Annotated in this window: 24 protein-coding genes; 15 read left to right on the forward strand and 9 right to left on the reverse strand. The window is 72.8% G+C overall.

The genetic code is table 11. From position 1 onward, the window contains the following. Positions 1 to 3: 3 nt before the first annotated feature. Together amaB and hglS are read right to left on the reverse strand one after the other, a co-directional pair. Positions 4 to 1,512 (reverse strand): L-piperidine-6-carboxylate dehydrogenase, encoded by a 1,509-nt coding sequence (amaB, locus tag KSED_RS02120; RefSeq protein ID WP_012801929.1) that lies wholly within the window; start codon positions 1,510 to 1,512, stop codon positions 4 to 6. A gap of 77 nt (positions 1,513 to 1,589) precedes the next feature. After that, positions 1,590 to 2,969 carry a 2-oxoadipate dioxygenase/decarboxylase gene (hglS, locus tag KSED_RS02125; RefSeq protein WP_012801930.1) on the reverse strand — a complete coding sequence of 460 codons (1,380 nt, stop codon included), beginning with the start codon at positions 2,967 to 2,969 and terminating at the stop codon, positions 1,590 to 1,592. Positions 2,970 to 3,148: 179 nt separating this feature from the next. On the opposite strand from hglS, the gene KSED_RS02130 reads away from it, so the two are divergent. Continuing rightward, complete coding sequence (locus KSED_RS02130; protein WP_012801931.1) at positions 3,149 to 4,015, forward strand: LysR family transcriptional regulator; 867 nt, start codon at positions 3,149 to 3,151, stop codon at positions 4,013 to 4,015. A 110-nt stretch (positions 4,016 to 4,125) separates the two neighbouring features. Next, a complete protein-coding gene (locus KSED_RS02135) occupies positions 4,126 to 5,151 on the forward strand; it encodes a Rossmann-fold NAD(P)-binding domain-containing protein (RefSeq protein WP_012801932.1) in 1,026 nt (341 codons plus the stop codon). A gap of 51 nt (positions 5,152 to 5,202) precedes the next feature. On the opposite strand, the gene KSED_RS02140 is transcribed toward KSED_RS02135, so the two are convergent. Next, positions 5,203 to 6,063 (reverse strand): DUF1028 domain-containing protein, encoded by an 861-nt coding sequence (locus KSED_RS02140; protein WP_041291108.1) that lies wholly within the window; start codon positions 6,061 to 6,063, stop codon positions 5,203 to 5,205. A 145-nt stretch (positions 6,064 to 6,208) separates the two neighbouring features. On the opposite strand from KSED_RS02140, the gene KSED_RS02145 reads away from it, so the two are divergent. From KSED_RS02145 to KSED_RS02165, 5 genes are all read left to right on the forward strand, one after another. Beyond that, on the forward strand, positions 6,209 to 7,345 hold the full coding sequence (locus KSED_RS02145; protein ID WP_012801934.1) for a hypothetical protein: 1,137 nt from the start codon (positions 6,209 to 6,211) through the stop codon (positions 7,343 to 7,345). 13 nt (positions 7,346 to 7,358) lie between these two features. Next, positions 7,359 to 8,609 carry an imidazolonepropionase gene (gene hutI / locus KSED_RS02150; protein WP_012801935.1) on the forward strand — a complete coding sequence of 417 codons (1,251 nt, stop codon included), beginning with the start codon at positions 7,359 to 7,361 and terminating at the stop codon, positions 8,607 to 8,609. A 2-nt stretch (positions 8,610 to 8,611) separates the two neighbouring features. Next, positions 8,612 to 8,857 carry a hypothetical protein gene (locus tag KSED_RS14820; protein WP_012801936.1) on the forward strand — a complete coding sequence of 82 codons (246 nt, stop codon included), beginning with the start codon at positions 8,612 to 8,614 and terminating at the stop codon, positions 8,855 to 8,857. A 296-nt stretch (positions 8,858 to 9,153) separates the two neighbouring features. Further along, on the forward strand, positions 9,154 to 9,549 hold the full coding sequence (locus tag KSED_RS02160) for a hypothetical protein (protein WP_012801937.1): 396 nt from the start codon (positions 9,154 to 9,156) through the stop codon (positions 9,547 to 9,549). A 105-nt stretch (positions 9,550 to 9,654) separates the two neighbouring features. Further along, positions 9,655 to 10,854 (forward strand): M20 metallopeptidase family protein, encoded by a 1,200-nt coding sequence (locus tag KSED_RS02165; RefSeq protein ID WP_012801938.1) that lies wholly within the window; start codon positions 9,655 to 9,657, stop codon positions 10,852 to 10,854. A 31-nt stretch (positions 10,855 to 10,885) separates the two neighbouring features. Here KSED_RS02165 and KSED_RS13375 read toward each other — a convergent pair whose 3' ends face one another. Next, the gene (locus tag KSED_RS13375; RefSeq protein ID WP_012801939.1) at positions 10,886 to 12,154 is read right to left on the reverse strand and encodes a peptidoglycan-binding protein; all 1,269 of its coding nucleotides are present in this window, start codon (positions 12,152 to 12,154) and stop codon (positions 10,886 to 10,888) included. 120 nt (positions 12,155 to 12,274) lie between these two features. Here KSED_RS13375 and KSED_RS13380 point away from each other — a divergent pair, with 120 nt between their 5' ends. From KSED_RS13380 to KSED_RS02185, 3 genes are all read left to right on the forward strand, one after another. Further along, entirely contained in the window at positions 12,275 to 13,681 is a 1,407-nt protein-coding gene (locus tag KSED_RS13380) for a sensor histidine kinase (RefSeq protein ID WP_143827326.1), read from the forward strand. After that, on the forward strand, positions 13,678 to 14,412 hold the full coding sequence (locus KSED_RS02180; RefSeq protein WP_012801941.1) for a response regulator transcription factor: 735 nt from the start codon (positions 13,678 to 13,680) through the stop codon (positions 14,410 to 14,412). Before KSED_RS13380 ends, KSED_RS02180 begins: the two co-directional genes overlap by 4 nt. A gap of 72 nt (positions 14,413 to 14,484) precedes the next feature. Beyond that, on the forward strand, positions 14,485 to 14,697 hold the full coding sequence (locus KSED_RS02185) for a hypothetical protein (RefSeq protein ID WP_012801942.1): 213 nt from the start codon (positions 14,485 to 14,487) through the stop codon (positions 14,695 to 14,697). Positions 14,698 to 14,892: 195 nt separating this feature from the next. On the opposite strand, the gene KSED_RS02190 is transcribed toward KSED_RS02185, so the two are convergent. The 3 genes from KSED_RS02190 to pdhA are packed head-to-tail and all read right to left on the reverse strand — an operon-like array spanning position 14,893 to position 18,655. Next, positions 14,893 to 16,512, reverse strand: a complete 1,620-nt coding sequence (locus tag KSED_RS02190; RefSeq protein WP_012801943.1) for a dihydrolipoamide acetyltransferase family protein — start codon at positions 16,510 to 16,512, stop codon at positions 14,893 to 14,895. Continuing rightward, the gene (locus KSED_RS02195) at positions 16,509 to 17,543 is read right to left on the reverse strand and encodes an alpha-ketoacid dehydrogenase subunit beta (RefSeq protein ID WP_012801944.1); all 1,035 of its coding nucleotides are present in this window, start codon (positions 17,541 to 17,543) and stop codon (positions 16,509 to 16,511) included. Before KSED_RS02195 ends, KSED_RS02190 begins: the two co-directional genes overlap by 4 nt. Then, complete coding sequence (gene pdhA / locus KSED_RS02200; RefSeq protein ID WP_012801945.1) at positions 17,540 to 18,655, reverse strand: pyruvate dehydrogenase (acetyl-transferring) E1 component subunit alpha; 1,116 nt, start codon at positions 18,653 to 18,655, stop codon at positions 17,540 to 17,542. Before pdhA ends, KSED_RS02195 begins: the two co-directional genes overlap by 4 nt. 197 nt (positions 18,656 to 18,852) lie before the next feature. Between pdhA and KSED_RS02205 the strand changes: the two genes are divergently transcribed. Continuing rightward, the gene (locus KSED_RS02205) at positions 18,853 to 19,725 is read left to right on the forward strand and encodes an alpha/beta hydrolase (RefSeq protein WP_012801946.1); all 873 of its coding nucleotides are present in this window, start codon (positions 18,853 to 18,855) and stop codon (positions 19,723 to 19,725) included. Between the two features lie 167 nt (positions 19,726 to 19,892). Here the strand turns inward: KSED_RS02205 and KSED_RS02210 are convergent, their stop codons facing one another. Beyond that, the gene (locus KSED_RS02210; RefSeq protein WP_012801947.1) at positions 19,893 to 20,243 is read right to left on the reverse strand and encodes a DUF4235 domain-containing protein; all 351 of its coding nucleotides are present in this window, start codon (positions 20,241 to 20,243) and stop codon (positions 19,893 to 19,895) included. Between the two features lie 326 nt (positions 20,244 to 20,569). On the opposite strand from KSED_RS02210, the gene KSED_RS02215 reads away from it, so the two are divergent. The 4 genes from KSED_RS02215 (at position 20,570) to KSED_RS02230 (ending at position 25,067) form a co-directional block, all read left to right on the forward strand. Beyond that, positions 20,570 to 21,748 (forward strand): thiamine ABC transporter substrate-binding protein, encoded by a 1,179-nt coding sequence (locus KSED_RS02215; protein ID WP_012801948.1) that lies wholly within the window; start codon positions 20,570 to 20,572, stop codon positions 21,746 to 21,748. Positions 21,749 to 21,798: 50 nt separating this feature from the next. Then, positions 21,799 to 23,454, forward strand: coding sequence for an ABC transporter permease (locus KSED_RS02220; RefSeq protein ID WP_012801949.1), 1,656 nt, complete (start codon positions 21,799 to 21,801; stop codon positions 23,452 to 23,454). Then, the gene (locus tag KSED_RS02225; protein WP_012801950.1) at positions 23,451 to 24,236 is read left to right on the forward strand and encodes an ABC transporter ATP-binding protein; all 786 of its coding nucleotides are present in this window, start codon (positions 23,451 to 23,453) and stop codon (positions 24,234 to 24,236) included. Before KSED_RS02220 ends, KSED_RS02225 begins: the two co-directional genes overlap by 4 nt. Positions 24,237 to 24,344: 108 nt before the next feature. Then, positions 24,345 to 25,067 (forward strand): GAF and ANTAR domain-containing protein, encoded by a 723-nt coding sequence (locus tag KSED_RS02230; RefSeq protein WP_012801951.1) that lies wholly within the window; start codon positions 24,345 to 24,347, stop codon positions 25,065 to 25,067. Between the two features lie 76 nt (positions 25,068 to 25,143). Here the strand turns inward: KSED_RS02230 and KSED_RS02235 are convergent, their stop codons facing one another. After that, complete coding sequence (locus KSED_RS02235) at positions 25,144 to 26,610, reverse strand: basic amino acid/polyamine antiporter (RefSeq protein WP_012801952.1); 1,467 nt, start codon at positions 26,608 to 26,610, stop codon at positions 25,144 to 25,146. Between the last annotated feature and the right edge of the window lie 57 nt (positions 26,611 to 26,667).

A 26,667-nucleotide genomic window follows, 5' to 3' on the forward strand; every position in this document is an offset into this window, starting at 1 on the left:
GGCTCAGAGGAACTCGACGCCCTGGGCCAGGGGGAGCTCGTTCGAGTAGTTGACGGTGTTGGTGGCGCGGCGCATGTAGGCGCGCCACGCGTCGGAGCCGGACTCGCGGCCGCCGCCGGTGTGCTTCTCGCCACCGAACGCGCCACCGATCTCGGCGCCGGAGGTGCCGATGTTCACGTTGGCGATGCCGCAGTCGGAGCCCGCGTCGGAGACGAAGCGCTCAGCCTCGCGGACGTCGGTGGTGAAGATGGCCGAGGACAGGCCCTGCGGCACGTCGTTGTGCATCGCGATGGCCTCGTCGAGCTCGCGGTAGGTCATCACGTAGAGGATCGGCGCGAAGGTCTCGGTGCGGACGATCTCGGTCTGCCCCGGCATCCGCACGATGGCCGGCTGCACGTAGTACGCCTCGGGGTACTCCTCGGCGTGCACGCGCTCGCCGCCGCAGAGCAGCTCACCGCCATCGGCCGTGGCGGCCGCGAGGGCGGCGGTCATGCCCTCGTACGCGCCGCCGTGCACCAGCGGGCCCACCAGGCTCTCGCCGGTGCTCGGGTCGCCGATCGTCAGCGTGCCGTAGGCCTGCACGAGGCGCTCGGTGAACTCCTCGGCGATGTCCTCGTGGATGATGAGGCGGCGCATGGTGGTGCAGCGCTGGCCGGCGGTGCCGACCGCGGCGAAGGCCACGCCCCGCAGCGCGAGGTCGAGGTCCGCCGAGGGGGCGACGATGGCGGCATTGTTGCCGCCGAGCTCCAGCACGGTGCGGCCGAAGCGGGCCGCCACGCGCGGGCCGACCTCGGAGCCCATGCGGGTGGAGCCGGTGGCCGAGATGAGCGGCAGGCGCTCGTCGTCGGACATCTTCTCGCCCAGCGTGCGGTCGCCGATCACCACGTGGTGCAGGCCCTCGGGGGCGCCGACGTCCTTCGCGGCGCGGCCCAGCAGGGCGTCGGTGGCCAGCGCGGAGAGCATGGTGGCCTCGGAGGGCTTCCACACGATGGTGTTGCCGCAGACCAGGGCGACGGCGGTGTTCCACGCGTAGGGGGCCACCGGGAAGTTGAAGGCGGTGATGATGCCGCAGGGGCCCAGCGGGTGCCAGGTCTCCATCATGCGGTGGCCGGGGCGCTCGGAGGGCATGGTGCGGCCGAACAGCTGGCGGGACAGGCCCACTGCGAGGTCGCAGATGTCGATCATCTCCTGCACCTCACCGGCGGCCTCGGACGGGATCTTGCCGGCCTCGGCGGTGACCAGCGCGGCCAGGTCGTCCTTGTACTCGGTGAGGAGCTCACCCCATCGCTTCACGAGGTTGCCGCGCACCGGGGCGGGGGTGTCGCGCCAGGCGGTGAAGGCCTCGCCGGCGGTGGTCAGGGCGGTCTCGTACTCCGCGTCGGTGGTGGCGCGCAGGCCCATGAGCTGCTCGCCGGTGATGGGGGTGCGGGCGTGCAGGTCGGCGCCCTCGGGCACGGTGACGCCGCACGCCTCGAGCGCGCTGCGGACCTGGTCGTGGATCGGGTGGGTCATTCCGGTTCCCTCCTGGGACATCGGGTTCAAGGTGGTCTGGGTCTGGGTCTGGGTCTGGGTCGGTCGGGTGGTCTGGTTCAGGGGCGCACGGCCACGCCGGTGGCACGCTCGACGGCGTCCAGCGAGTCCTGCTGCTCGGCGGCGTACAGGGCGTACGGGTCGTGGATCCGCACGCCGCAGATCTCCGCCAAGCGGGACATGTCGAAGTCCACGCCGGACTGCGCCTCGTCCTTGCTGCCGGCCGAGGTCAGGTTGGACTGGAAGATGCCGGCGGCGGACCGGGGCAGGAAGTCCTCGTAGACCACCGGGGTGGCCACCAGGTGCCCGGAGGCGACGAGCTCGCAGGCGCGCTGGCCGGTCGGGAGCTCGGAGACGCCCGCCGCCAGCTCGTAGGTGAAGTAGGCGAGCTCGCGCTCGGCCAGGCCCAACTCGTCGACGGGCAGGTGCTCGGCCCAGACGGTGCGGGCCACGGTGGGGCGGTCGCCCCCATCGCGCTGGAGGATCTCGTCCACCTCGGCGAGCATGGCGTCGTAGATCTCGCGGCCCTTCTCGGTCAGGGCGATGCCGCGCTGCTCCACCTCGCCGAAGCGCACCCGCAGCGTGCCCTCGCCGAGGGTGCCGTCGGGCTTGCGGAAGGTGCGCTGCTCGTCCAGGGCGCGGAAGGAGGTCTGGCGCAGCAGGACGTCCGGGCCCTCCCAGGACGGTGGGCCTTGGATCTCGTCGATCATCTCGATGCCGCGGGCCTCCATGCGGCGGTAGAGCTCCTCGATGTCGAGCACGCGCGGCGTGAGGTGGTTGATGTGTGTGGTGGGCACGCCCCCGATGTCGGCGGCCACGGAGGAGACCTCCTCCAGCCGGCGGTACCAGGCCTCGTCGACCGGCTCGGCGGAGAGTTCGAAGACGGCGGTGGCCCGCGCCACCAGCTCATCGGCCTCGGCCTTCGGCAGGCCCTTGTCGCGTGCCGCGCGGTCGGCCAGCTCGAGCAGCTCGTCGTCGAACAGGCGGCGGGCGGCCAGGAAGTCGGCGAGATCCCGGCGCAGGTCGGCGTCGAAGAAGCGCGGGTCCTCGGCCACCAGCATCGAGGTGAAGACGCGGAAGGGGTTGCGCGCCAGCTCGTCCCGGTCGATCGGGCGGAAGGCGGTGGAGACCACCGGGACGGCGGAGGCCGAGTCCCGCAGGTCGTAGAAGCCCACCGGCTCCATGCCGAACGCGGCGAAGACGCGGGCCACGTGACCGAGCTCCTCGGGGGTGCCCACGCGGATGGCACCGTGGCGCTCGGCGGTGACGCGCTCGATGGAGCCCAGACGCTCGGCGGCGTCGCCCAGCTGCTCCAGGTGGTCGCGGTTCACGGACTCGGAGACCTCGACGAGCGTGGTGTAGGCCGGCACCTCCTGTCCGTACATGCGGGACATGTGGGCGGCGAAGGCTGCTCGGAGCTCGTGCTGTGCCACGGACACGGTGGTGTCTCCTGGGTGGTGGGGTGGCCGGTGGGTTGGTGGGTCCGCCCCGACGGGCGGATGGCCGGTGTCGTAGGTGCCACCGTGATGTGCGCCATATCATCAGCACAAGCGACAACACCTGCACGTGACCGTTGAGCAAGGCTGATGAATCCGTGAGTCCACCCGAAGGAGCGCCGATGTCCTGGACCCTGACGCAGCTGGAGACCTTCTGTGCGGTGGCCGATGCGGGGAGCATGCACGCCGCATCGGTGGAGCGGGGGTACACCCCGGGTGCCGTCTCCCAGCAGATGGCGGCGCTCGCCCGGACGGTGGGGGCCGAGCTGTTCATCCGCGATGGTCGGGGGGTGGTGCTCTCCGATGCGGGGCGCGGCTTCCTGCCCTACGCCCGCCGCCTGCTGCAGGAGGACGCGGCCGCCCGACGGGCCCTGGCCGAGCTGCACTCCGGCCGGGCGACGGTGCGCGTGGGCATCTTCGAGACCGCGGGGTCGGTGGCCTGTCGGCCCGCACTGCGCCGGGCGGCCGCGGCCCAGCCGCCGGTGGACCTCGTCTTCGAGGAGGTGGACGTGGAGCACGGGGTCGATGCGGTGCGCTCCGGCGTGGTGGACATCGCCCTGTCCGTGCACTACGAGCTGGTGCCGGTGCAGTTGCCGCCGGGCGTGGTGGCGGTGGAGCTCCACGCCGAGCCGTTCGTGGAGGCGCGCTCTGCCGAGCCCGGCGGGGCGAGCACCTGGATCGCACCCCCGACCAGCGAGTCCTTCGGGCTCGCGGTGAAGGCCGCACTGGGCAGGGCGGGGGAGGACCAGGACGTGGCGCACGTTGTCACCGACACCGCGCTGATGGTGGCCCTGGTGGAGGCCGGGGTGGGGCGGGCCCTGGTCAACCCGCTGATGCTGCGGGTGCACCCGCGGGAGCTGGACGTGCGGCCGGCGCCGCAGTCGGGGAGCCGCTCCATCGTGGCCCTGACCACCGAGGCGCAGGGGCGACGGGCGAGCGTGCAGACGGCGCTGGGGGCGCTGGAGGACGTCTTTGCCGAGATCCATTGACACCCACCCCCGGCCGTGTCACTGTGTGGTGAAACAGGAAGATGTGCTGCCAGTCACACGATCTTCGGGAAATCTTCCAGTCAACGGAGGGCGTGGGAATGAATCATCTTGTGAGCACCCAGGAGTTCGGGGAGTACACCGTCTCCACCTACCGGTTCACCGACCAGCACACGCTGACGGTGGCGCACGAGACCCGTGCCAGCCGTGAGCTTCCCGGCAACGGGGGGACGCGGTGGCTGCAGTACGGATCCACCGAGCAGGCGGAGGCCGAGGCACTGGTGCTCGCGCAGTGCATGACCCGCAAGCACGCCCTGTACGACACGGGCTTCTGCGGCACGAAGCTCGTCATCGACGGCCCGGTGGACCTGGCCGACCGCAGCGTCGTGCACGACGCCATCGCGGACGTGCTGCGCCGCCACGACGGCGCGCTCTACACCGGGTGCGACCTGAACACGACCAGCGCCGACATGCGCGAGGTGGCCGCCCGCTACAACTGCGTTCTGGACTCCCTGGGCAACCCGGCCGTGGACACCTCCACCTCCACCGGCAGCGGTGTGTTCGCCGCGATGATGACCACCGTCCAGCCGGGGGAGCGTCCCAGCGTGGCGGTCCACGGGCTGGGCAAGGTGGGCGGGCAGGTGGCCCGGCTGGCCCGCAACGCCGGCTTCGAGGTCTCCGGCTTCGACGTGCGCCGTGAGGCGGTGGAGAACGTCGGGGCCACCTACGTCACCGAGGGACAGCTCTTCGGCGGGGGACACGACATCGTGGTGCTGTGCTCGCTGTCCGGCGTGCTCACCGAGGAGCTGGCGCAGAGCCTGCAGGCCCGGTGGATCGTGGCCTCGGCGAACTCGCCCTTCCGCACCCCGGAGGCGCAGCGCATCGTGGAGGAGCGTGGCATCCACTACCTGCCCGACTACATCGCCAACTCCGGCGCCGTGCTGTGCGACGCACTGGAGTGGCGTGACCCGGACTTCTACGCGGGGCTCGACCAGGCCACCATCGACGGCTACGTGATGCGGACCATCCAGTCCCGCGCGCTGGGCGTGCTGGCCGAGGCCGTGTTGCGCGAGGTGACCCCGGAGACCGTGGCCTCGCGGGTCTGGAGCGAGAACATCCGCCCCGTCGTGCCCGCCTGAGCGGCGCCTGCGCAGGGCTGAGCCCCCCCCCCGTCGTGACCGGCGGGGGGCTCAGCCCTGCGCCGGCCCGGCCCCCAGGTGCTGCAGCACCCGGGGATCGATGCCCTCGCGCGTCATCCGCATCTCCAGGTTCTCCACCGCCGCCCAGCGCTCCAGCGCGTCGTGGAGGGCCTCGAGCCCGCCACCGTCCACGGCGACGCCCCAGCGCCCGAGCCCCGCTGCGACCTCGTGGGCCCGGGCCTCGGCCGCGGCGTCCCCCGCCAGGGGAAGCACCTCAGCGGGCACCCCGGTGACCAGCTCGTCCACCTCCATCAGGCGGGCCAGCTCGGTGGGCGCCTGCGGGTGGTCGTCGACGCGCAGGTCGGCCACCACCCCGTAGGCGTCGTAGCCGCCACCGGCGCGCACCACGTACAGCGCCGCCCCCTGCCGCCCGCGGGAGTCGCCTCCGGCGGCGTCCCCGGCGAGCAGCACCCGGACCAGCCGGCGCGGCAGCGGCAGCTCGGCGTGCGCGTGCCAGGCGGCCTCCATGTCGGCCACCACCTCCTCGGAGGCCAGGATGTTGCCCTGGATGGCGTAGCCCGAGTCCGCGTCGCCCCCGGACCGCCCACCGCACCACGGGATGCAGTCCGCGCCGGTGAAGGTCGCCTGTCCGGTCGCGGAGACCACGCCCAGCTGCCGGTGGGAGGCGGCGGTGTCACGCGCGGTGGCGCGCGCCACCGCCTCGGCGGGGGTCACCCCATCGGCCACCAGATCCAGCAGCTCGTCGCGGTAGGCGACGCGTGCCATCGCCTGGGTGGCGGCGGCACCCACGCCCACGCGGGCGGCGGGCACCAGCGCGCCCACGGCGGGGAACTTGCTGGCCACCGCCACACCGAAGGTCTCACCGGAACGGGCCACCACGGAGAAGGTCATGTCCACAGTGTGGTCGGTCACCCTCACGGGCTCGACACGTGCGTCCACCGCCGTGAGGTGCGAGGGTGAGAGGTCCCCACCGGGAGCGCCCTCTCATCGGCGCTCCTGCCGCCCCGTCCCTGGTGAGACCCCCCACAGGAGCTCCATGACCCCCGATGACCCCCCTGAACTGAGCGTCCTGCTCATCGCCGACCCCGGCCTGCCCACCCGCCGCGCCCACGCCGTGCGCGACCGCCTCGAGCAGGAGCTCGCGGACACCTACAAGCAGGACGTCAGCGTGCAGGTGCAGTCCGACCTGCTGCGCGTCGACCAGGCCCACGCTCTGGACCTGGAGACGGCCGCGGAGCTCTCGACCCGCCACGGCACCGTCGACGTGCTGCTGCTGCTCACCGAGATGCCGCGCTACGTCGACGGGCGGCCCCTGGTGGCCGGCGCTTTCCCCGGGTACGGCGTCGGGGTCCTCTCGCTGCCCACTCTGGGCATGCGGATGGGGACGCAGCGCCTGCTGCGGGTGCTCACCGCCTGCGCCGTGCGCATCGCCCAGGTGCCCGGTGGGGAGTCCGAGGAGGTGCGCTACCCGCCGCACCTGGGCGGGGCCCGGTGGAGCCGACGGGACGACGGTAGTTACGCCCTGACCTTCAACCGCTGGACCGGCGCCACCCGCATGGTGATGGGCATGGTTCTGTCCAACGAGCCGTGGCGGGTTGTGCCCCGCCTCTCATCGGCCTTCGCCGCCGCCATGGCAACCGGCGCCTTCGGCGTCTTCTACAGCTCCATCTGGCAGATGTCCGACGCCTTGAGCGTCTTCCGGCTGGCCCTGACCGCGGTCGTGGCCGTCATCATGATGGTGCTGTGGCTGGTGCTGCGCCACCGGCTTTGGGACTCCCCGCGCGGTGGCCGGCCGCCGGGGCTGGTGCTGCTCTACAACCTGTCCACCGGGGTGACCCTGACGCTGGCGGTGGTCGCCCTCTACGCCCTGCTGGTGCTGGTGATCCTGGCCGCATCCCTCATCGTCATCGCGCCGGGGTTCATGGGTGACGTGCTGGGCTACCCGGCGGACTTCGCCAATTACCTGAAGATCGCGTGGTTCGCCGCCGCGATGGGGGTGGTGGCCGGCGCCCTGGGCACCAGCTTCGACGACGAGACCGCCGTGCGCAGCCTGACCCACGGACAGCGGGAGCGCCAGCGGCTCGCCGCGCTGGAGGAGGCAGGGGACGACGCCCACCGGGGCGCCCACCCGGCCACCCCACCGGAGGACGACGGGGAGCGCCCGGCCACCTGAGAGACTCGCATCCATGGCCATGCTGATCACCGACATCGCTGAACTGGTCACCCACGACCCCATGCACCCCGACAGCCTCGATGCGGTCGGCGGTGCCACGGGCGCCGACGCCCTGCACGCCGGTCTGGGCCTCATCCGAGACGCCGCGATGGTGGTGGGCTCCAAAGCGCCGGACGAGCCGAGCACCATCCAGTGGATCGGGCGCGCGGCGGACGCGCCGCAGGCCGACTGGGCGGTCTCGGTGGAGGGCAGCGCTGTCATCCCCGGGTTCGTGGACTCACACTCCCACCTGTGGTTCGCGGGGGACCGGTCGGCGGAGTTCGCGGCCCGGATGGCCGGGCAGGCCTACGACGGCGGCGGGATCGCCACCACCATCGAGGCCACGCGCGCCGCGCGGCCGGTGGACATCGCGGGGCTGGTGCGCACCCGCATCGCCGAGATGCGTGCCCAGGGCACCACGACGGTGGAGGTCAAGACCGGCTACGGGCTCGACGTGGCCACCGAGGCCGAGGCGGCGCGGCGCCTGCGCGAGGTGACCGATGAGGTGACCTTCCTGGGTGCCCACGTGGTGCCGCCGGAGTACCGCGACGGGCCAGCGGGGACGCGCGGGGACTACGTGGAGCTGGTGTGTGGCGAGATGCTGCGGGCCGTGGCGCCGCACGTGCGGTGGGTGGACGTCTTCTGCGAGCCGAACAGCCCGTACGCGTTCACGGGCGAGGAGTCGCGGCGCGTGCTGGAGGCCGGGCGCGATGCGGGGCTGGCGCTGCGCGTGCACGGCAACCAGCTGGGCGAGGGGCCCGGCGCGCAGCTGGCGGTGGAGCTGGGGGCGGCGGCGGTGGACCACTGCACGTACCTCTCGGAGGCCGACGTGGAGGCCCTCGCCGGCTCGTGGGCCGACGGAGGCCAGGGCACCGTGGCGGGTCTGTTGCCGGGGGTGGAGTTCTCCACCAAGCACCCCTATCCCGACGCGCGGAGGCTGATCGACGCGGGGGCCGTGGTCGCGCTGGCGAGCGACTGCAACCCGGGCACCTGCTACTCGTCCTCGATGCCGTTCATGATCGCGATGGCGGTGCGGGAGATGGGTATGACGCCCGCGGAGGCACTGCAGGCGGCCACGGTGGGTGGGGCACGCTCGCTGCGGCGCGATGACGTGGGCGTGTTGCGTGTGGGGGCGCGGGCGGACCTGGCGCGGGTGGACGGCCCGAGCTGGCTGCACATTCCCTACCGGCCGGGGGTGCCGGTGGTGCGGGCCCTGGAGGTGTGACGATGGCGCGCTCGGCGTCGGTGTGGCGGTTGCCGTGGACGCCGGTGACCGGGAGCTGGTTGAAGAACATGGCCGATGTCATGGGCCATGCCCCGGTGGGCAGCGACCCCCTCTCGGGCTTCTTTGCGTTCCTGCTGTTCATCCCGCTCCTGGTGGTGTTCGTGTTCTGGTTGGTGGAGATCGCCGTGGAGCTGGTGCTGTGGCCGTTCTTCCTGCTGGTGCGTGCCTTCGCCCGCGGCGTGACCTGACAGAGGGAGTGGCGTCGCCTGACCGGCACGTCCAACGAAGGGCTGCTCTCGGAAGAGCAGCGGGGACGCCATCCTGGCGATCAACGTGCCGATCCGCTCGCGGCGCTCGGCCTCCTCGGGGTACTTCTTGCGGATGCCCGCGCCGGTCAGCATGTCGGTGATCCCCATGTCCCGGTCGCGCAGCCGCTCGTCGATGCGGAAGTCCAGCTCCACGCTCGCCTCGCGCGGGGCGAGCTCGGCGGCGATGTTGCCCCACCCGCCCCGCCCTTCCGCGCCGCCCCACCTACCCTTGCCCCATGACCACCGTTGCCTCGGCCATCATCGTCCTGGCCATCCTCGCCATCATCGTGCAGGCGGTCCTGTTCGCGGTGCGCCACAACGGCACCGAGCGGGCCCTCATCATCGGTTCCCTGGGGACCTGGCCGCTGCTGGTCATCTGGGCGGAGGCCGCCCTGGTCATGCTGATCGTCCGCAGCTTCTCCAACGACCGCAGCCTGTGGGACCTCGCCACCGACGGCGGCGCCTGGGTGAGCGCCCTGGGGATCGGCTTCGCCCTGTCCGCCGGCTGCCTGGTGGCCGTGCGCTGGCTGCGCACCGTCAGCGACGGCGAGCCCACCTGGAACGTCCCCGGCTCCAGCCTGCTGGCCATCATCACCGCCGCCGTCGTGGGCCTGTCCGACCTGCCCCTCTGAGGCCGGCGCGCCCCGCCCCCTCGTGGCACCCGTCGTTCCCGGTCGCGCCCGCCGGCGCCCCGGGCCCCCCGATGCGGTGAGCCCACCGCACGTATCCTGCGCACCATGGCTGCCCTCCCCCTCGCGGACCTCGCCGCACTGCGCGAGGCCTGGCTCTCCCACCTGACCGCCGAGCTCACCGTCGCCCGTGCGGTGCGCGAGGAGGTCCACGCCGACCCGCGCCTCTCCGGTGACGAGGAGTCCACGGCCGACCTCGTGGCCGACGCCCTGGAGATCCCGATGCAGCGCATCGCCGGCACCGGGCGCATCGGCCGCATCGGTCCACAGACGGGACCGGCCGTGATGCTCCGCGCGGAGATGGACGCCCTCCCCATCGAGGAGGCCACTGGCGCGCCCTTCGCCTCCACCAACGGTGCCATGCACGCCTGCGGCCACGACGTGCACATGGCAGCCCTGGTGGCCGTGGTGCGTGCCGCTCGAGGCCTTGACCTCCCGGTGGGCCTGGTGCCCCTGCTCCAGCCGCGCGAGGAGTCCGCCCCGCACGGCGGCTTCGACGTGGTGAGCAGTGGACTCCTCGACGACCACCAGGTCGGCGTCTCGGTGGGCGCCCACGTGCACGCCGACGTGCCGCTGGGAAGCGTCGCGACCGGCGCCGGGGTGGTCAACGCCGCCGCCGACAGCTTCCGCCTCAGCTTCGAGGGGGCCGGCGGGCACGGCGCCTACCCCCACCACGGCAACGACGTGATGGCGGCGACGGCAACCACCGCCCTGGGGCTACAGGACGTGGTGCGCAAGACCGTCGACCCGATGCACCCGGTCACCCTCACCGTCGGACACCTCTCGGCCGGCCCCCCGGCCGACAACGTGCTGCCGGAGACCGGGCTGATCCTGGGCACTCTGCGCACGGTCAACGCCGAGGACCGGCAGCGCGTGCAGGACGCAGTCCGCCTGCACGCCACCCGCACCGCCGAGGCCTTCGGCGTCACCTGCGAGGTGGTGCACACCCGCGGCATGCCGGTGCTGGCCAACGACGAAGCCCTGGTGGGCTTCACAGACCGCTGGCTGCTGGAGTCCGGCATCCGGGCCGCGGAGCCGATGCGGTCCATGGGCGCCGACGACTTCTCGTTCTACACCGACCGGATGCCCGGCCTCATGGCCTTCGTCGGCACCCGCCGCGAGGGCGAGGCCGGCACCGTCGGCCTCCACGACGCCCGCTTCCTGCCCCCGGCGGAGGTGGTGGGCACCATGGCCCGGGTCATGGTCTCCGGCTACCTCGCCGGCGCGCAGCTCCTCTCCGACGGCTGAGGCGGCGGAGCGGCCCCCCGCGACCGCCGGCTCAGCCGAACACCCGGCTGACGGTGCCCTTGCGGTGGAAGCCGTGCAGGCGGGAGGAGTCCCGGCGCACCTTCACCGAGTACATCGAGTCCACGACGTACCCGTTGCCGAGGTAGATCGCCACGTGCTGGATCCAGCCCGAGCTGTTCGTGTACCAGATCAGGTCGCCCCGGCGCCGCTGCGAGAACGCGAAACGCGGCAGCTTGTCGTGGTTGTACAGGGCCCGCGAGGTGCGGTGCCCGGGGGAGGCGTGGAGGCGCACGGTGATCGGGCTCGGGTGCACCCCCGCCGAGTACATCGACTGCAGCACGAGGCCGGAGCAGTCGTAGCCGTAGCGGTACGGGCCCGCACCGCCCCAGGTGTAGTCCGCGCCCTGCTGCGCGCGGGCGAAGGCGATCATCTGCTCCACCCGCTGCGCCCTCGTGGCCGAGAGGCCCAGCTTGGGCTGCTGGACCCACCCGTCGATGTAGTAGGTGGAGCGGGCGAAGCCCATCGCGGCCCAGGTCCGCGGCCCGACCACGCCGTCCGCCGTCAGGCCGTGGGCACGCTGGAAGCGCTTCACCGCGTCGACCGCGGCCGGGGTCATCCGGTGCAGGAGCTGCCCCTGGTCGATGCCGAGGCGCCGCAGCACCAGCTTCACCCGCGTCCCCGTCCAACCGAGCTTGATCGGCTGCCCGCTGCCGGGGGAGGGGATCGAGGTCACCGGCGTCAGATACCCCGGTGTCGGGTCGTCCCCACCGCCGCTGAGGGGCACCAGGTAGGTGTGCCACGCGTAGCCGCGGGAGCCGACCTTCACCCAGCCGCTGCTCAACCGGGTGCCGGAGACGACCTCACCGGCCGCCAGCCAGCCGACCACGGCGTGGCTCATGCCCGGCCCCGAGCGGAGGTTGACCCCGCGGGAGCGGTAGCGGGTCCCGCTGTTCCCGCCGCCGTCGTAGTAGGCGTCCAGGAGGGCGTCGAGACGGCGCTTGGTGCCGGTGCCCGCGATCCCGTCGACCAGCAGGCCCTGCCGGGTCTGGAAGGCACGCACGGCGCGGGTGGTGATGGCCCCGTACACGCCGTCGAGCGCGACCTTCGGGGTCACGTTCCCCACCTTGTTCAGGGCCCACTGCAGGCGCTGCACGTACCCGCCGCGGTGGCCGGGCCGCAGCGGGTAGGGCCCCAGGCGGGAGATGTCCCAGGCCTGGGCGGGAGTGGCCAGGCCGGCGGCCCCGGCGGCGGCCAGGACCCCCGTCCCGACCAGGAGGGTGCGGCGCGTGATCTGTTCCATCGTGGTTCCCCTGGGGTGGTGGGCAAGGCGGGCTGACTCGTGCTTTGGAGGCTAGCGCAACGCCGCCCCCGACCGCAGGCGGATACCCCCGACGACCGGGCGAACCTACCCTCTGTCGTGATGCCTGAATCGACCCGTGCTCGCGCCGAGGACCTGGAGCTCCTCAAGTGGGCCTACACGCTGACGGACGCCGCCCGCCGCCACCCCGTGATGGGTGACGCGGCGATGGCGATCGTCATCGTCACGGTGTTCACGTTGGCCACCGCGTGGACCCTGCCGTGGTGGGCGCTGCTGTGGTCGGGCGCCTACGTGCTGGCGTACGTGCTGCGCACCGTCAGCCTCCCGCTGATGCTGGGGGCCCTGACCGCGCTGGGCGTGGCCCAGGTGGCGTTCACCGAGATCGTGGTGGCCGGCAACTTCCTCATCCCCCTGGCCGTCTACCAGGCCGCGGCCAACGGGCGCCGGCGCACCCGCCTGGCGGCGCTGGCACTGCTGCTCGGGGCCTCGGTGCTCGCGGCCGTCGACTTCGCCCCCACCGCGGTGGCCGCGGTGGCCATGGTCTTCATCTACAGCACCGGGCTGCTCGTGCCCTGGGTGCTGGGCGACCTCGTGCGGCACCGCCGGGGCGTGCTGGCCCGCGAGAGCGCCCAGAAGGCGGCGATCGCCCGGGACCGCGAGCAGCGTGCGCAGATCGCCGTCCGCTCGGAGCGCGCCGCCATCGCACGCGAGATGCACGACATCATCGCCCACTCCCTGTCGGTGGTGATCGTCCAGGCCGATGGGGGGCGCTACGCCGCGCGAGCCGGCACCACGGCCGCGGACCACGGCCTGGAGGGGGAGGACCTGCAGCGCGCCCAGGAGGGAGCGCTCAAGGGGGCCCAGGACGCACTGGAGCAGATCGCCACCACCGCCCGCGAGGCCCTCGGGGAGACCCGCCGCCTGGTGGGCGTGCTGCGCGACCCCGGGAAGGGCGCCGAGTACACGCCGGGCCAGGGCCTGGGGGACCTGCCGGCGCTGCTCTCGCGGCTCGAGGACTCCCACCTACCGGTGCAGGCGATCCTCGACCCCGGCCTGGCCGAGGCGATGGGCATGGCCCACGAGGACGGGGTGCCCCAGGTGCAGGTGAACCCCAGCCTGTCGGCCGCGGCCTACCGGGTGGTGCAGGAGGCGACGACCAACGTCATCAAGCACGCCGGCCCGATCACCGTGCTGCGCATCCGGGTGCGGCTGGAGGGCGGGTACCTGTCGGTCAGCGTCGCCGACGACGGGGCGGGCCCCACCTCCCGCCAGGCGGCCGGGGGGCACGGCATCCTCGGCATGCACGAGCGCGTCGCCGCCCTAGACGGCGAGCTGCTCACCGGCATGCGCAGCGGGGGCGGGTTCCTGGTGCGGGCGCGCTTCCCGCTGGCGGCGGGTGACCCGCGGCGACGACGTAGCAGGCAGACTGAGGCCACGACCCCCGGCCCGCCCCCGCGGCGCGGACCGGGCGGGCCCGCAAGCACCCACCAACCGTTGGAGATCCCATGACCTCTCGCATCTTCCTGGTCGACGACCAGTCGCTCGTGCGCGCCGGCTTCCGCATGGTGCTGGACGCCCAGCCCGACATGAGCGTGGTGGGGGAGGCACCCGACGGGCAGTCGGCCGTGGACCAGCTCAAGACCATCGCCGCCGACGTGGTGCTCATGGACATCCGCATGCCGCGGCTGGACGGCATCGAGGCCACCCGCGTGCTGCTGGGCCGCGACAAGCACCCCGGCGGGGCCGAGCCGAAGGTGGTGGTGCTGACCACCTTCGACATGGACGAGTACGCCTACGCCGCCCTGGAGGCCGGTGCGTCGGGTTTCCTGCTCAAGGACGCCGGGCCGGAGGAGTTGCTGGCCGCCATCCGCGCCGTGGCCTCTGGCGACGCCGTGGTCGCGCCGTCCACCACCAAGCGCCTGCTGGAGCGCTTCGTGCCCACCCTGACCCCGGAGGTCGCGGACGTCGCCAGCCCGGCCGAGCAGCAGGAGTACCTGCGTGAGGTGCTCACCGAGCGTGAGTACGAGGTGTTCGAGGCCGTGGCCGCGGGCCTGAGCAACACCGAGATCGCCAAGGAGCTGTTCGTGGCCGAGGCCACCATCAAGACGCACATCGGGCGCCTGCTGTTCAAGCTGGGCTGCCGCGACCGGGTGCAGCTGGTCATCACCGCCTACGAGGCCGGCATCGCCGGTGCCGCCGGCGGGCAGCGCCCCAGCGGCGGAGGCGCGTCCCGCGCCTGACCTGCGGGTACGGTGGGCGACCGACCCCCCGCTGCGGGGTCCGACCACACCTCCGAACGAGAGCGACCTCCCATGCAGTCCGTCCTGTCCTGGATCATCAGCATCGTGCTGGCAGTGCTCGTCTTCACCGGCCTGCGCTACGCCCTCATCGAGTTCTTCACCATGGACCCGGACATCGCCCGCTGGGTGTCCCTGGTGCTGGGCCTGATCATCCTCATCCCGGGCCGCCAGGCGCTGCGCGGGATGCTGCGTGGCTCGGGCACGAGCGAGGACGCCCGCCGCTGACCGCTCCCGGTCCTGCGACCGGTCTCCGCCCACGGGTGGAGTGACAGGCCGATGACAGCCGAGTGGCCCTGCCCGAGGGGGATGGGAAGGGCCGCTCGCGCTGCGTAACCTGATGCAGGAGTGAGGGAACCGCAAGGGCCTTCCGCGCATCTGTGAGGGGTCGCGTGGAAGGCCCTTGTCATGCCCGGAGGGTGCTCAGAGCTCGCTGAGCAGCACCGCCGGGTTCTCCACGCAGTCGGCGACGAAACGCAGCAGCCCGCCGGCGGTCCCGCCGTCGCAGACCCGGTGGTCGAAGGTCAGGCCCAGCTGGGTCACCTTGCGGACCTTCACCTTCCCGTCAACGGCCCAGGGGCGGTCGATGATGCGGCCGACCCCCAGCATCGCGGCCTCGGGGTGGTTGATGATCGGCGTCGAGCCGTCCACCCCGAACACGCCGTAGTTGTTCAGCGTGAACGTGCCGCCGGTGAGCTGGGCGGGGGTGAGGCGCCCGTCGCGCGCCAGGGCGGTGAGCTCGCGCAGGGCCAGCGCCAGCTCGGCGGTGGAGAGGTCCTGCGCGTCGTGGACCACCGGCACCACCAGGCCGCGCGGGGACTGCGCCGCGAAACCCAGGTTGACCCGTGCGTGGCGCTGGATGGCCACGGCCGTGCCGTCCTGCATCTCGATGCCGGCGTTGAGGGCCGGGAAGCGGGTCAGACCGGCCACGACGATGCGCGCCATGAGCGGGAGCACGCCGATCCCCGCATCGGGGCGGGCGGCCTTGAGGGCGTCCTTGGTGCGCAGCAGCTCGGTTGCGTCGACGTCCACCCAGGTGGTGGCGTCGGGGATCTCGCTGCGGGAGGTGGTGAGGCGCTCGGACATCATCCGCATCAGGCCGGTGAGCGGGATGCGCTCGTCGGTGAGCTGCGGCTGCTCGGCCACGGATGTGCCAGATGCGCCTGCGCCGGTGCCCGCGCCCGTGCCCGCGCCCGTGGCGGTGTGGGCCCGGGACGTGCCCGTCTCGGGGGAGTCCGCACCCTGCTGCGACGACTCGCCGGCTCCCGGGGTCGAAGGCGAGGCCGCCTCGACGTCGGCGCGACGGATCACCCCATCGGACTGCGAGGGAGTGAGCGACGCCAGGTCGACGCCGCGCTCGGCGGCCAGCCGGCGCACCAGCGGGGAGATGACCCGGGGGGCGATGGTGGGCTGCCCCGTGCCGTGGGCCGTCGTCGCACTCGCCCCGGCCTGCGGGGACGTGGCCTCGGGGGAGCGCGAGGGTGCGCTGTCGGACGTGCCCTGCGGCGTTCCCGCGGGCGCACCGGTGCTCCGGGCCGCCCCGCGGGGGGTCCGACGGCGGCGGGAGCCGCCCCCGTGTCCGGTGCCGAAGCCGATGAGCACGGCGCCGGAGCCCTCGTCGGTGGTCTCGCCGTCACCCTGCGGCACCTCGGCGCCGGCACGCTCCTCGCGGCGGTACTGCTCGTGCTCCGCGCGGGGGTCCGATGCGGAGTGGCCCGGGTCGGCGTCCGCGCCCTGGGTGCCGGAGGCCCCGCCATCCGCCCCAGAGGCCGCGCCGGAGCCTGCTGCCCCACCGGACGCCCCGCCGACCGAGATCAGCGGGCGGCCGACCTCCATCACGTCACCCACCTGGCCGTGCAGCACCGAGACGGTGCCCGCGAACGGGATCGGCACCTCCACGGTGGCCTTGGCGGTCTCGACGGTGACCACGTTCTGGTCGATCACCACCTCGTCCCCCTCGGCGACGAGCCACTCGACCACCTCGGCCTCGGTGAGCCCCTCGCCGAGGTCCGGCAGCATGAACACCTGCTGGTTCTCGCTCATCGGGCACCCCCGGTGGTCGCGGCGCCGGCCGTCGGGCCGGCGTGGGTCAGGTCGGGCTGGTCGTCCCACTGCAGGCGCTCGATGGCGTCCAGCACCCGGTCCACGCTCGGCAGCTGGGTGTGCTCGAGCTTGGGCGGGGGGAAGGGGATGTCGAACCCGGTCACGCGAAGCACCGGCGCGGCCAGCGAGTGGAAGCAGCGCTCCTGCACGCGGGCGGCCACCTCCGCGGCCACGCCGGCGAAGCCCTGCGCCTCGGAGACCACCACGCACCGGCCGGTGCGGCGCACGGACTCGACGACGCCCGCATCGTCGAAGGGGACGATGGTGCGCAGGTCCACGACCTCCACGTCGTAGCCCAGCTCCGAGGCGGCCTCGGCGGCCTGCAGGCAGGTCTTGAGCTGCGGGCCGTAGGTCACCAGGGTCACGTCGGACCCCTGGCGGCGCACGGCCGCGGTGCCGAAGGGCTCGCGCTGGACCGGCAGCTCCACCTCCTCCTTGGCCCAGTAGGAGACCTTCGGCTCCATGAAGACCACCGGGTCGTCCTCGGCGATCGCCTCGCGCAGCAGCGAGTACGCGTCGGCGGGGGTGGCCGGGGCGACGACCTTCAGACCCGGGGTGTGGGCGTAGTAGCCCTCGGAGGAGTCGCAGTGGTGCTCGACGCCGCCGATCCCGCCGGCGTAGGGCACGCGGATCACCATCGGCAGCGAGACCGAGCCGCGGGTGCGGTTGCGCATCTTCGCGACGTGGCTGACGACCTGCTCGAAGGCGGGGTAGCCGAACGCATCGAACTGCATCTCCACCACGGGGCGGAAGCCCTCCATGGCCAGCCCGATGGCGAAGCCCATGATCCCGGCCTCGGCCAGCGGGGTGTCGAAGCAGCGGTCCTCGCCGAAGTCGCCGGTGAGGCCGTCGGTGATGCGGAAGACGCCGCCCAGGGTGCCGACGTCCTCACCGAACACCAGCACCTTCTCGTCGGCGGTCATCGCGTCGCGCAGGGCCTGGTTGAGGGCCTGGGCCATGGTCACGCTCATCGGGCGGCCTCCTGGTCGTTCTCGGCGCTCGCGGCCATTTCGGCTGCCACCTGGGCGCGCTGCTCGGTGAGTTGGGCGGTGGGGTTGGTGAAGACGTGGTCGAACAGGTCCAGCGGCTGGTGCTCCACGTCGGCGTTCATCCGGTCGCGCAGGGCGGCGGACTGCTCCTCGCCCTCGGCGCGGATCTCCTCGATGCGGGCCTCGTCCAAGGCCCCGGTCGCGAGCAGGTACTGCTCCAGGCGCACGATCGGGTCCTTGGTCAGCCACCCCTCCACCTCGTCGGACGCGCGGTAGCGGGTCGCGTCATCGGCGTTGGTGTGGGCGTCCAGGCGGTAGGTGTGCAGCTCGACGAGGGTGGGCCCGCCCCCGCTGCGGGCGCGGGCCAGGGCACTGTCCATGACCGCGGCGACGGCCGCGGCGTCGTTGCCGTCCACCTGCTCCGAGGGGATGCCGTAGCCGATGCCCTTGTAGGCCAGCGACGGTGCCTTGGTCTGCTTCGAGAGCGGCACGGAGATGGCGTAGGTGTTGTTCTGCACCACGAACACGACCGGCGCGTTGAACACCGCGGCGAAGTTCAGCCCCTCGTGGAAGTCGCCCTCCGAGGTGGCGCCGTCGCCGATGAAGGCGAGCACGGCCGCATCGGACCCCTTGCGGGCGGCGCCCGCGCCGGCGCCGGCGGCGTGGATGAGCTGGGTGGCCAGTGGGGTGCACTGCGGGGCGGTGCGGGTGGCGGCGACGTCGTACCCGGCGTGCCAGTCGCCCTTCAGCAGGGTGAGCACCTGCACCGGGTCGATGCCACGGGTGACCAGCGCCATCGAGTCGCGGTAGGTGGGGAAGAACCAGTCGTCCTCGCGCAGCGCCTGGACGGTCGCCACCTGGCAGGCGTCCTGGCCGTAGCTGCTCGGGTAGACCGCGAGCCGACCCTGCTTCGTCAGTGCGGTGGCCTGCTTGTCGAAGCGGCGCCCCAGCACCATGCCCCGGTAGAGGGCCAGGAGTCGGCCGGGCTCGGGGAGCGTGTACCCCCGGGGGTGGTCCGATGCGGTGAGCTCGCCCCCCGGGGCGATGAACTGCACCGGCTCTTCGCTCGGCAGCAGGTCCTGCGGGCTGGGCATGGGTCCTCCATGACGACTGTGACGTGGGCCACCGGCCAGTATGGCCCACGTCACGGCGTGCGGGGGAACGGGCCGGCGGGTCCGGCGGTCGGTGGGTGCCTGGGTGTTCATGCGTCGGTCCTCCGGGGGGTCGACGAAGTTGGTGGTGGTCTGGGTGAAGGCCCGCCAGCGGCCGGCCCGCCACCTACGCTGGGGCCATGCCGCGCCGCACCTCACTCATCGCACTCGCCGGAACCGCTGCGATGGGGGTGACGGCCGGGGCGCTCGCCGGTGCGCGCAAGATCAGCGGCCCGCAGCGCCCACCGCTGGACTACGCGTTCACCCCCTTCGAGGTGCAGGTGCCGTCCGAGGACGTGACCCTGACCGCCTCCGACGGGACCCGGCTGGCCGGCTGGTGGCTGGACCAGCCCGCATCGGAGCGCGTCGCGGTGGTCTGCCACGGTCACCGTGGGTCCAAGGCGGACATGCTCGGCATCGGGCCCGGGCTGTGGCGCGAGGGGTGGTCGGTGCTGCTCTTCGACTTCCGTGGCAACGGCGAGTCCGCCGACGGGCCGCAGTCGCTGGCCCACTACGAGCAGCGGGACCTCGAGGTGGCGCTGGACCACGTGGCCGCGCGGCGTCCCGAGGCGGAGGTCGACCTCATCGGCTTCTCGATGGGGGCGGCCGTCGTCCTGCAGGTCGCGGCGCGGGACCCCCGGGTGCGGCGGGTGGTGGCCGACTCGTCCTTCGCGGACATGCGTGGGGTGATCGCGGCTGCGGCGCGCGGGATGCGCCTGCCCCCGGTGCCGATGGTGCAGCTCGTCGACCAAGCGACGCGCCTGCGCTACGGGTACCGATTCGCCGAGGTGCAGCCGGTCGAGGTGGTGGCCGACATCGCCCCGCGGCCGCTGCTGTTGCTGCACGGGGACCAGGACTCGGTGATCCCGGTGGAGCACGCGCACCGGTTGGCGGCCGTGGCGGGGGAGGGCTCGCGGCTGGATGTCGTGGCCGGTGTGGACCACTGCGGGGCGTACTTCGCCGACCGGCCGGGGTACATCGCGAGGGTGGCGGACTTCCTGCGCAGCGCGTGACCGGAGGACGGTTGGTGGCGGGCACCGGGGGCGCCGCTCGGGTCGCGGACCTGACACACGAAACCGGCACCTGACACACCGTGTTGGGTGTGTCAGGTGCCGGTTCGCTGTGTCAGGTTCCGAGATGCCGACCGCGGTGGCCGCAGGTCGGGACCTGGCGCCGGGGCTCAGCGCTTGGCGGCCTTCTTGTCCTGCTCGGCCTTGAGCTTGGCCTGGGCCTTCTCGCGGGCCTGCTCGTCGGTCAGGCCCAGCTTCTTCTGCAGGTCCGGGGGCAGCTTGCCGTTCTGCTTCATGTAGACGTGCGAGGCCTGGCGGTTGGCCAGCATGCGCATTACGCCCACGACGGCGCCCGAGAGGATGGCGAAGGCCGCGGCCTCCTTGAAGCCCACCTCGGGGTCGTCGGGGTTCTGGGCAGACTTTCCGGTGGTGAACTTCCAGGTGCCATCGGAGATCTTGCGGGCCACGACGCTTGCCACGATCGGCAGCACGGTCGCGAGCGCCTTGTACGCGAGGTTCATGCAACTACTCCTTCGCCTGCGGGGTGCCTGCACCGTGGTGCGAGGCCCAGTGGGTTCTCGGCCCCGAGTCTGTCACGCCCGCCCCTCTGATGCTCTGGCATGGCGCGCGCCCGCCCGGCCGTCGTGGCGCCCCGCGGCCAGGCGGTCTGCGCCCACGCCGCACCGCCAGCACCCACCCGGCCCGGTGGGGAGCCGCCGAAGCGAGGAGGTATGTTCGACCCCACGACAGGGGAGCGCCCACGAGGCGCTGAGAGTGCGGCACTGCCGCAGACCCTTGGAACCTGGCCGGGACCACCGGCGGAGGAAGTCGATCAAGGGAGATCACCGTGCGCCACGCAGCGCAGACCACCCGGCCGCTGGCCATCACCGTCGCCGTCACCGCATCGCTCGCCCTGGCGGGGTGCTCGTTGAGCACCGACGACGCCGCGGAGGAGACCGGCGGGACCACCGAGGCGTCGGACAGCACCGACCAGAGCAGCACCGACCAGGCCAGCGGCACCGCCGCCTCATCGGGCGGGGCGTCCGCCGAGGGCGAGGACCTCCACGGCCGCACCGTCCAACTGGTCACCCACGACTCGTTCAACCCGCCGGAGGGCGTGCTGGAGGAGTTCACCCAGCGCACCGGCATCACGGTGAAGGTCCAGAAGTCCGGCGACGCCGGCAGCCTCACCAACAAGCTCGTCCTCACCAAGGACAACCCCATCGGCGATGCGGTGTTCGGCATCGACAACACCTTCGGTGGCCGCGCGCTGACCGAGGGCGTCGTCGCCGAGCACGGGCTCGACCTGCCGCAGGGCGTCGCCGACCACGCGATGGAGGCCGATGCGGGGGCGCGCCTGGCGCCCGTGGATGCGGGCGACGTGTGCGTGAACATCGACGACACCTGGTTCGAGAAGAAGGGCATCAACCCGCCCGCGACCCTCGACGACCTCACCAAGCCCGAGTACAAGGGCCTGTTCGTCACGCCCGGTGCGTCCACCTCCAGCCCGGGCCTGGCCTTCCTGCTCGCCACCATCGGCGCCAAGGGTGACGACGGCTGGGAGCAGTACTGGAAGGACCTGGTGGCCAACGACGTCAAGGTGACCGCCGGGTGGGAGGACGCCTACACCGTCGACTTCACCGCTGGCGGCGGGAACGGCGACCGTCCGATTGTCCTGAGTTACGCCTCGTCCCCGCCCATCACCGTCCCCGAGGGCGGCGACGAGCCCACCACCTCCGCGCTGCTGGACACCTGCTTCCGGCAGGTGGAGTACGCCGGCGTGCTCGAGGGCGCCGACGAGCCCGAGGCCGCGGCGAAGGTGGTGGAGTTCCTGCTGGGCGAGGAGTTCCAGGCCGGTCTGCCGGACTCCATGTACGTCTACCCGGTGCGCCAGGGCGTGGAGCTCCCCGAGGCCTGGGAACAGTGGGCTCCGCCGGCGAAGGAGCCGATCGAGGTGGATGCCGCCCGCATCCAGGAGAACCGCGAGGACTGGCTGATGCGCTGGAGCGAGGCCGCGGGTCAGTGATCCGGTGCGCGTGAGCGGGACCGCGAGGGGCCCCCGATGAGAGGAGCCCGATGAGGAGCCGCGGCAGCGCCTGGGTGCCGCTGGTGTGGGCGTTGCTGCCGCTGGTCTTCTTCGCGGTGTTCTTCGCCTGGCCGGTGGGCTCGATGGTGGGGCGCGGCCTCTTCCCCGGCGGCTCGCCCGATCTCTCCGCGTTGCCGGAGGTGCTGGGCCGCGGTCGCACCCTGCGCGTGCTGGGGTTCACGGTGGGCATGGCATTGGCCGGCACCGTCGTGACCCTCCTGCTGGGCCTGCCCACCGCGTTCGTGCTGTACCGCTTGGCCTTCCCGATGCGGGGGCTCGCCCGCTCGTGGGTGGTGATGCCCTTCGTGCTGCCCACCGTCGTGGTCGGCGTGATGTTCCGCAGCCTGCTGGCGCCCGGGGGGCCGCTGGGCTTCCTCGGCTGGGACGGCACGCCGTGGGCGATCGGGGCGGCCTTCGTGTTCTTCAACCTGGCCGTGGTCGTGCGGACTGTCGGCGGGGTGTGGGCCGGGCTGGACCGGCGTCCGGAGGAGGCCGCGGCCTCGCTGGGAGCCGCGCCGTGGCAGGTGCTGCGCGACATCACCCTGCCGCGCCTGATGCCGGCGATCACCAGTGCGGCGGTGGTGGTCTTCCTGTTCTGCAGCACGGCCTTCGGGGTGGTGCTGACCCTCGGCGGTCTGCGGCACCGCACCATCGAGACCGAGATCTACCTGCTCACCACGCAGTACCTGGACCTGCGCGCCGCCGCGGTGCTCTCGGTGCTGCAGGTGCTGGTCGTGGGGCTGCTCGTCTGGGTGGCCGGCCGGCTGCGGGGCTCCGCCCGGGCCACGGGCGCGTCCTCCCGACCCCGGCCGATGAGGCGTGGGGACCTCCCGGCGGTGGTGGTGGCCCTGGGGGTGCTGGCCTTCATCACCGCACCGGTGGTGGCGCTCGTGGTGCGCTCGCTGCAGGTGCCCACCGTGGACGGTGCCCGGTGGTCCCTGCGCAACTACCGCGCCCTGGCCTCCCCGGAGGCCGCGGCGGACGCGGCGCTGCAGGTCACCGTCCTGGAGGCCCTGGAGCAGTCGTGGCGCACGGCGGTGGACGCGACCGTGGTGGCGCTGGTGCTGGGCGCCCTGGTCGCGATCGCGCTGACCCGTCCGGGCCGCACGCCCGGGGCCGCTCGCACTGTCCGCACCCTGGACCTGCTGTTCATGCTGCCGCTGGGGGTCTCGGCGGTGACGGTGGGCTTCGGCTTCCTCATCGCCTTGGACACCCCGCCGCTGGATCTTCGGGGCTCGCCGCTGCTCGTGCCGTTGGCGCAGGCCCTGGTCGCGACCCCGCTGGTGGTGCGCACCCTCGTGCCCGCGCTCGGCGGGGTGGACGACCGGCAGCGGCAGGCCGCAGCCTCCCTGGGGGCGCCGCCGTGGCGGCAGTTCCTCACCATCGACGCCCGGCTGGCGGCGCGCCCCGCCGCGGCCGCGGCCGGCTTCGCGCTCGCCGTCTCGTTGGGCGAGTTCGGCGCCACGAGCTTCCTGGCCCGCCCCGACACGCCCACCGTGCCGGTGGTGATCGCCGAGCTGATCGGCCGCCCCGGCGCGGAGACCTTCGGCATGGCCCTGGCCGCCAGTGTGCTGCTCGCTGCGGTGACCGTGGCCGTCATGGCCGTGGTCGACCGCCTCGCCCCGACCACTGGAGGTAGTTGGTGACTGAGCGTCCCACCCCGACTGAGCGGTCCACCCCGACCCAGCGCCCCGCCGGGCAGCAAGGTGCCCGCCCTGCCTCGGCCAGCCCCCACGCGCCCAGCGCGGACGCCGGACTCGAGGTGCGCGGGGCCACGGTCGACTTCCGCCTCCGCCGCGGAACCCTGCGCGCCCTCGATGCGGTGGAGCTCACCGTGCCGACCGGCACGCTGACCGCCGTTCTCGGCCCCTCGGGGTGCGGCAAGAGCACCCTGCTGCGCGCGGTGGCCGGGCTGGAGACCCTGACGGAGGGTGAGATCCGCTTCGGTGACCGGGAGGTCACGGACGTCCCCCCGCACCGACGGGGTTTCGCGTTGGTCTTCCAGGACGGCCAGCTCTTCGACCACCTCTCGGTGGAGCAGAACGTCGCCTACGCCCTGCGCCTGCGGGGCGTGCCCCGCGCGAAGCGGCGCGCCCGGACCGCCGAGCTGCTCGAGATGGTGGGGTTGCCCGGGACCGAGCGGCGCGACCCGCGGACCCTGTCGGGCGGGCAGCGCCAGCGCGTGGCCCTGGCGCGCGGGCTGGCGGCCGCACCGCGCCTGCTGTTGCTGGACGAGCCCCTCAGCGCCCTGGACCGGGACCTGCGGACCCAGCTGGGCGCCGACCTGCGCCGCATCATCGACGAGACGCGGACCACGGCGATGCTCGTGACCCACGACCACGAGGAGGCCCGCTTGGCCGATGCGGTGGTGCGCATGGAGGCCGGCCGCGTCGTGGGCCGGGAAAGGTCGGACGAGGTGGGCCGATGAGCCCGGACGCTGCCCCGACGCGGCCGCGGGGAGACGCCGAAACACCTACCGCTGCCGCGAGATCCTTTGTAGTGGACGGATTTGCACCGAAGAGGGACGATGGAAACCATGCCTTGTGACCTGCCCGCGGATGACGTGGCCGTCCGCCTCGCGCGCAGCGCCCGGCGATTCGGCTCGGCCGACTCGGTCGAGGAGCTGGCGCGGTTGATCTGCGAGGTTGCCGGTGACCTGGTCGAGGTTGCCGACGACGTCTCGGTCTCCCTGCTGGAGCGGGGTGGACGCATCACCACCGTGGCAGCCACCGACGACGTCTGCTTCGCGGTCGACCGCTTCCAGGAGGAGTACGAGGAGGGGCCGTGCGTGTCGGCGGTCCGCGAGGCCTCGGTGACCCACCTGGAGGACACGTCGGCGGACCCGGAGTGGCCGGCGTTCAGCGCTTGGGCGGCCGAGCACGGGGTGGGCTCGATGATGGCCATCCAGCTGGCGACCTACGAGGGCGACGAGATCGACCCGACCTCCGGCGGCGAGGGCCAGGGCGCCCTGAACTTCTACGCCCGCGAGCCGCACGCCTTCGGCGAGGACGCCGAGCGGACCGCACGCCTGCTGGGGGTCCACGCCTCGGTGGCGCTCAGTGCCCGGCAGTACATGTCGCAGATGGGGGAGGCGGTCGCCAGCCGCGACCTCATCGGGCAGGCCAAGGGCATCCTCATGGTGCGCCTGGGGATCGACGACCAGGCCGCCTTCGGGGTGCTGCGCGACCGGTCCCGGAACACCAACGTCCGCCTCGTCGAGGTGGCGCGGGCCGTGGTCGAGGGGCGCACGGTCGCCTGAGGGCCGCGAGTGCCCGGGCAGCCGGCCTGTGGGCTCAGCCCGGCCGCCGCTCAGCCAGTCCGCCCGTCGCCTGCTGTCAGAGGGTCAGCGACCCGGTCGCGAAGCCGACCACGGCAGCCACGAAGCCTGCGGCCATGACGGCCCAGACGAGCCACTCCCACGCCTTCATGGCGTGCTCGCCGCGCTCCCGCTGTGCCCACAGATAGACCAGGACGCCCGGGGCGTAGAACAGGGCGGTCATGAGCAGGTAGCCCAGCCCGCCGGCGTAGATCAGCCACAGGCCGTAGACGGTGGCGACCAGCGTCAGCACGATGCTGCCGATGCCGGCCTTTCCCAGCGACCGGTTGCGCACGGCCAGCACGACGCCGTAGCCGGCGCTCAGCAGGTAGGGCAACAGGATCATGGAGCCGGCCATGAGGATGATGTCGTAGTAGCTCGAGCCCGCGAACGCGGCGTAGACGAGGGCCAGCTGCAGCACGATGCTGGTGAGCAGCACCGACCAGGTGGGGGTGCCGTGCCGGTTCTCGGTGGCCAGGACCTTCGGCATCGAGCCGTCGCGGGCGGTGACCGACAGGATCTCCGCGCACAGCAGCATCCAGGCCAGCAGTGCGCCGGCGACCGAGACGATCATGCCGACCCCGATGAGGACGGCTCCCCACGGCCCGACGGCCTCGCGCAGCACCCCGGCCATGGACGGGTCCTGCAGCTCGGCCAGCTCGGCCTGGCTCATGATGCCGGCACTCAGCAGGTTGACGGCGACCAGCAGGGCCAACACGCCGACGAAGCCGATGACGGTGGCCCGCCCGATGGAGGCGCGGTCCTTGGCCCGCTCGGAGTAGACCGTCGCGCCCTCAATGCCGAGGAACACCCAGACGGTCACCAACATCATGCCGCGAACCTGCTCCATGATGGGGGCGCCAGTAGTCTGGCGGCCCCAGAAGTCGGCGGTGAACACGCCGTAATCGAAGGCGATGGCGGTGAGCACCACGAAGGCGACGATCGGCACGATCTTGGCCAGGGTGACGACCAGGTTGAGGCTCGCTGCCTCGCGGACGCCGCGCATCAGCAGCCACGTGTAAGCCCACAGCAGCACGCTGGCGCAGGCGATGGAGACCCACGTGGTGCCCTCGCCGAAGATCGGGAACCACAGGCCGAGGGTGGAGAAGATGACCACCAGGTAGCTGAGGTTGCCCAGCCAGGCGCTGATCCAGTAGCCCCACGCGGAGGAGAAGCCGAGGAAGCGGCCGAACCCGTCGCGGGCGTAGCCGTAGACGCCGCCGTCGGGGTTGGGGGCGAGGCGCGCCAGCAGCGTGAAGGTCAGCGCGAGGGCGAGCATGCCGACGCCGGTGATCCCCCAGCCGATGAGGAGCGGGCCCGGCGCAGCAGCCTGGGCCATGTTCATGGGGAGGGCGAAGATGCCCGCTCCCACCATGGAGCCCACCACCAGGGCGGTGAGCTGCGGGACGCCGAGGAGGCCCTTGCGACCCTGCCCGTCGTCGTCGGGGGCGGGGCGGTCGGTCGTCTCGGCGAGGGTGCTCGACATGGGGCCATTGTGCACGGGCCCCACATGTGCTCCCAGTTGCCATCGGCGTGCCGGGTG

The sequence above is a fragment of the Kytococcus sedentarius DSM 20547 genome (genome assembly GCF_000023925.1).
Taxonomy (GTDB): domain Bacteria; phylum Actinomycetota; class Actinomycetes; order Actinomycetales; family Dermatophilaceae; genus Kytococcus; species Kytococcus sedentarius.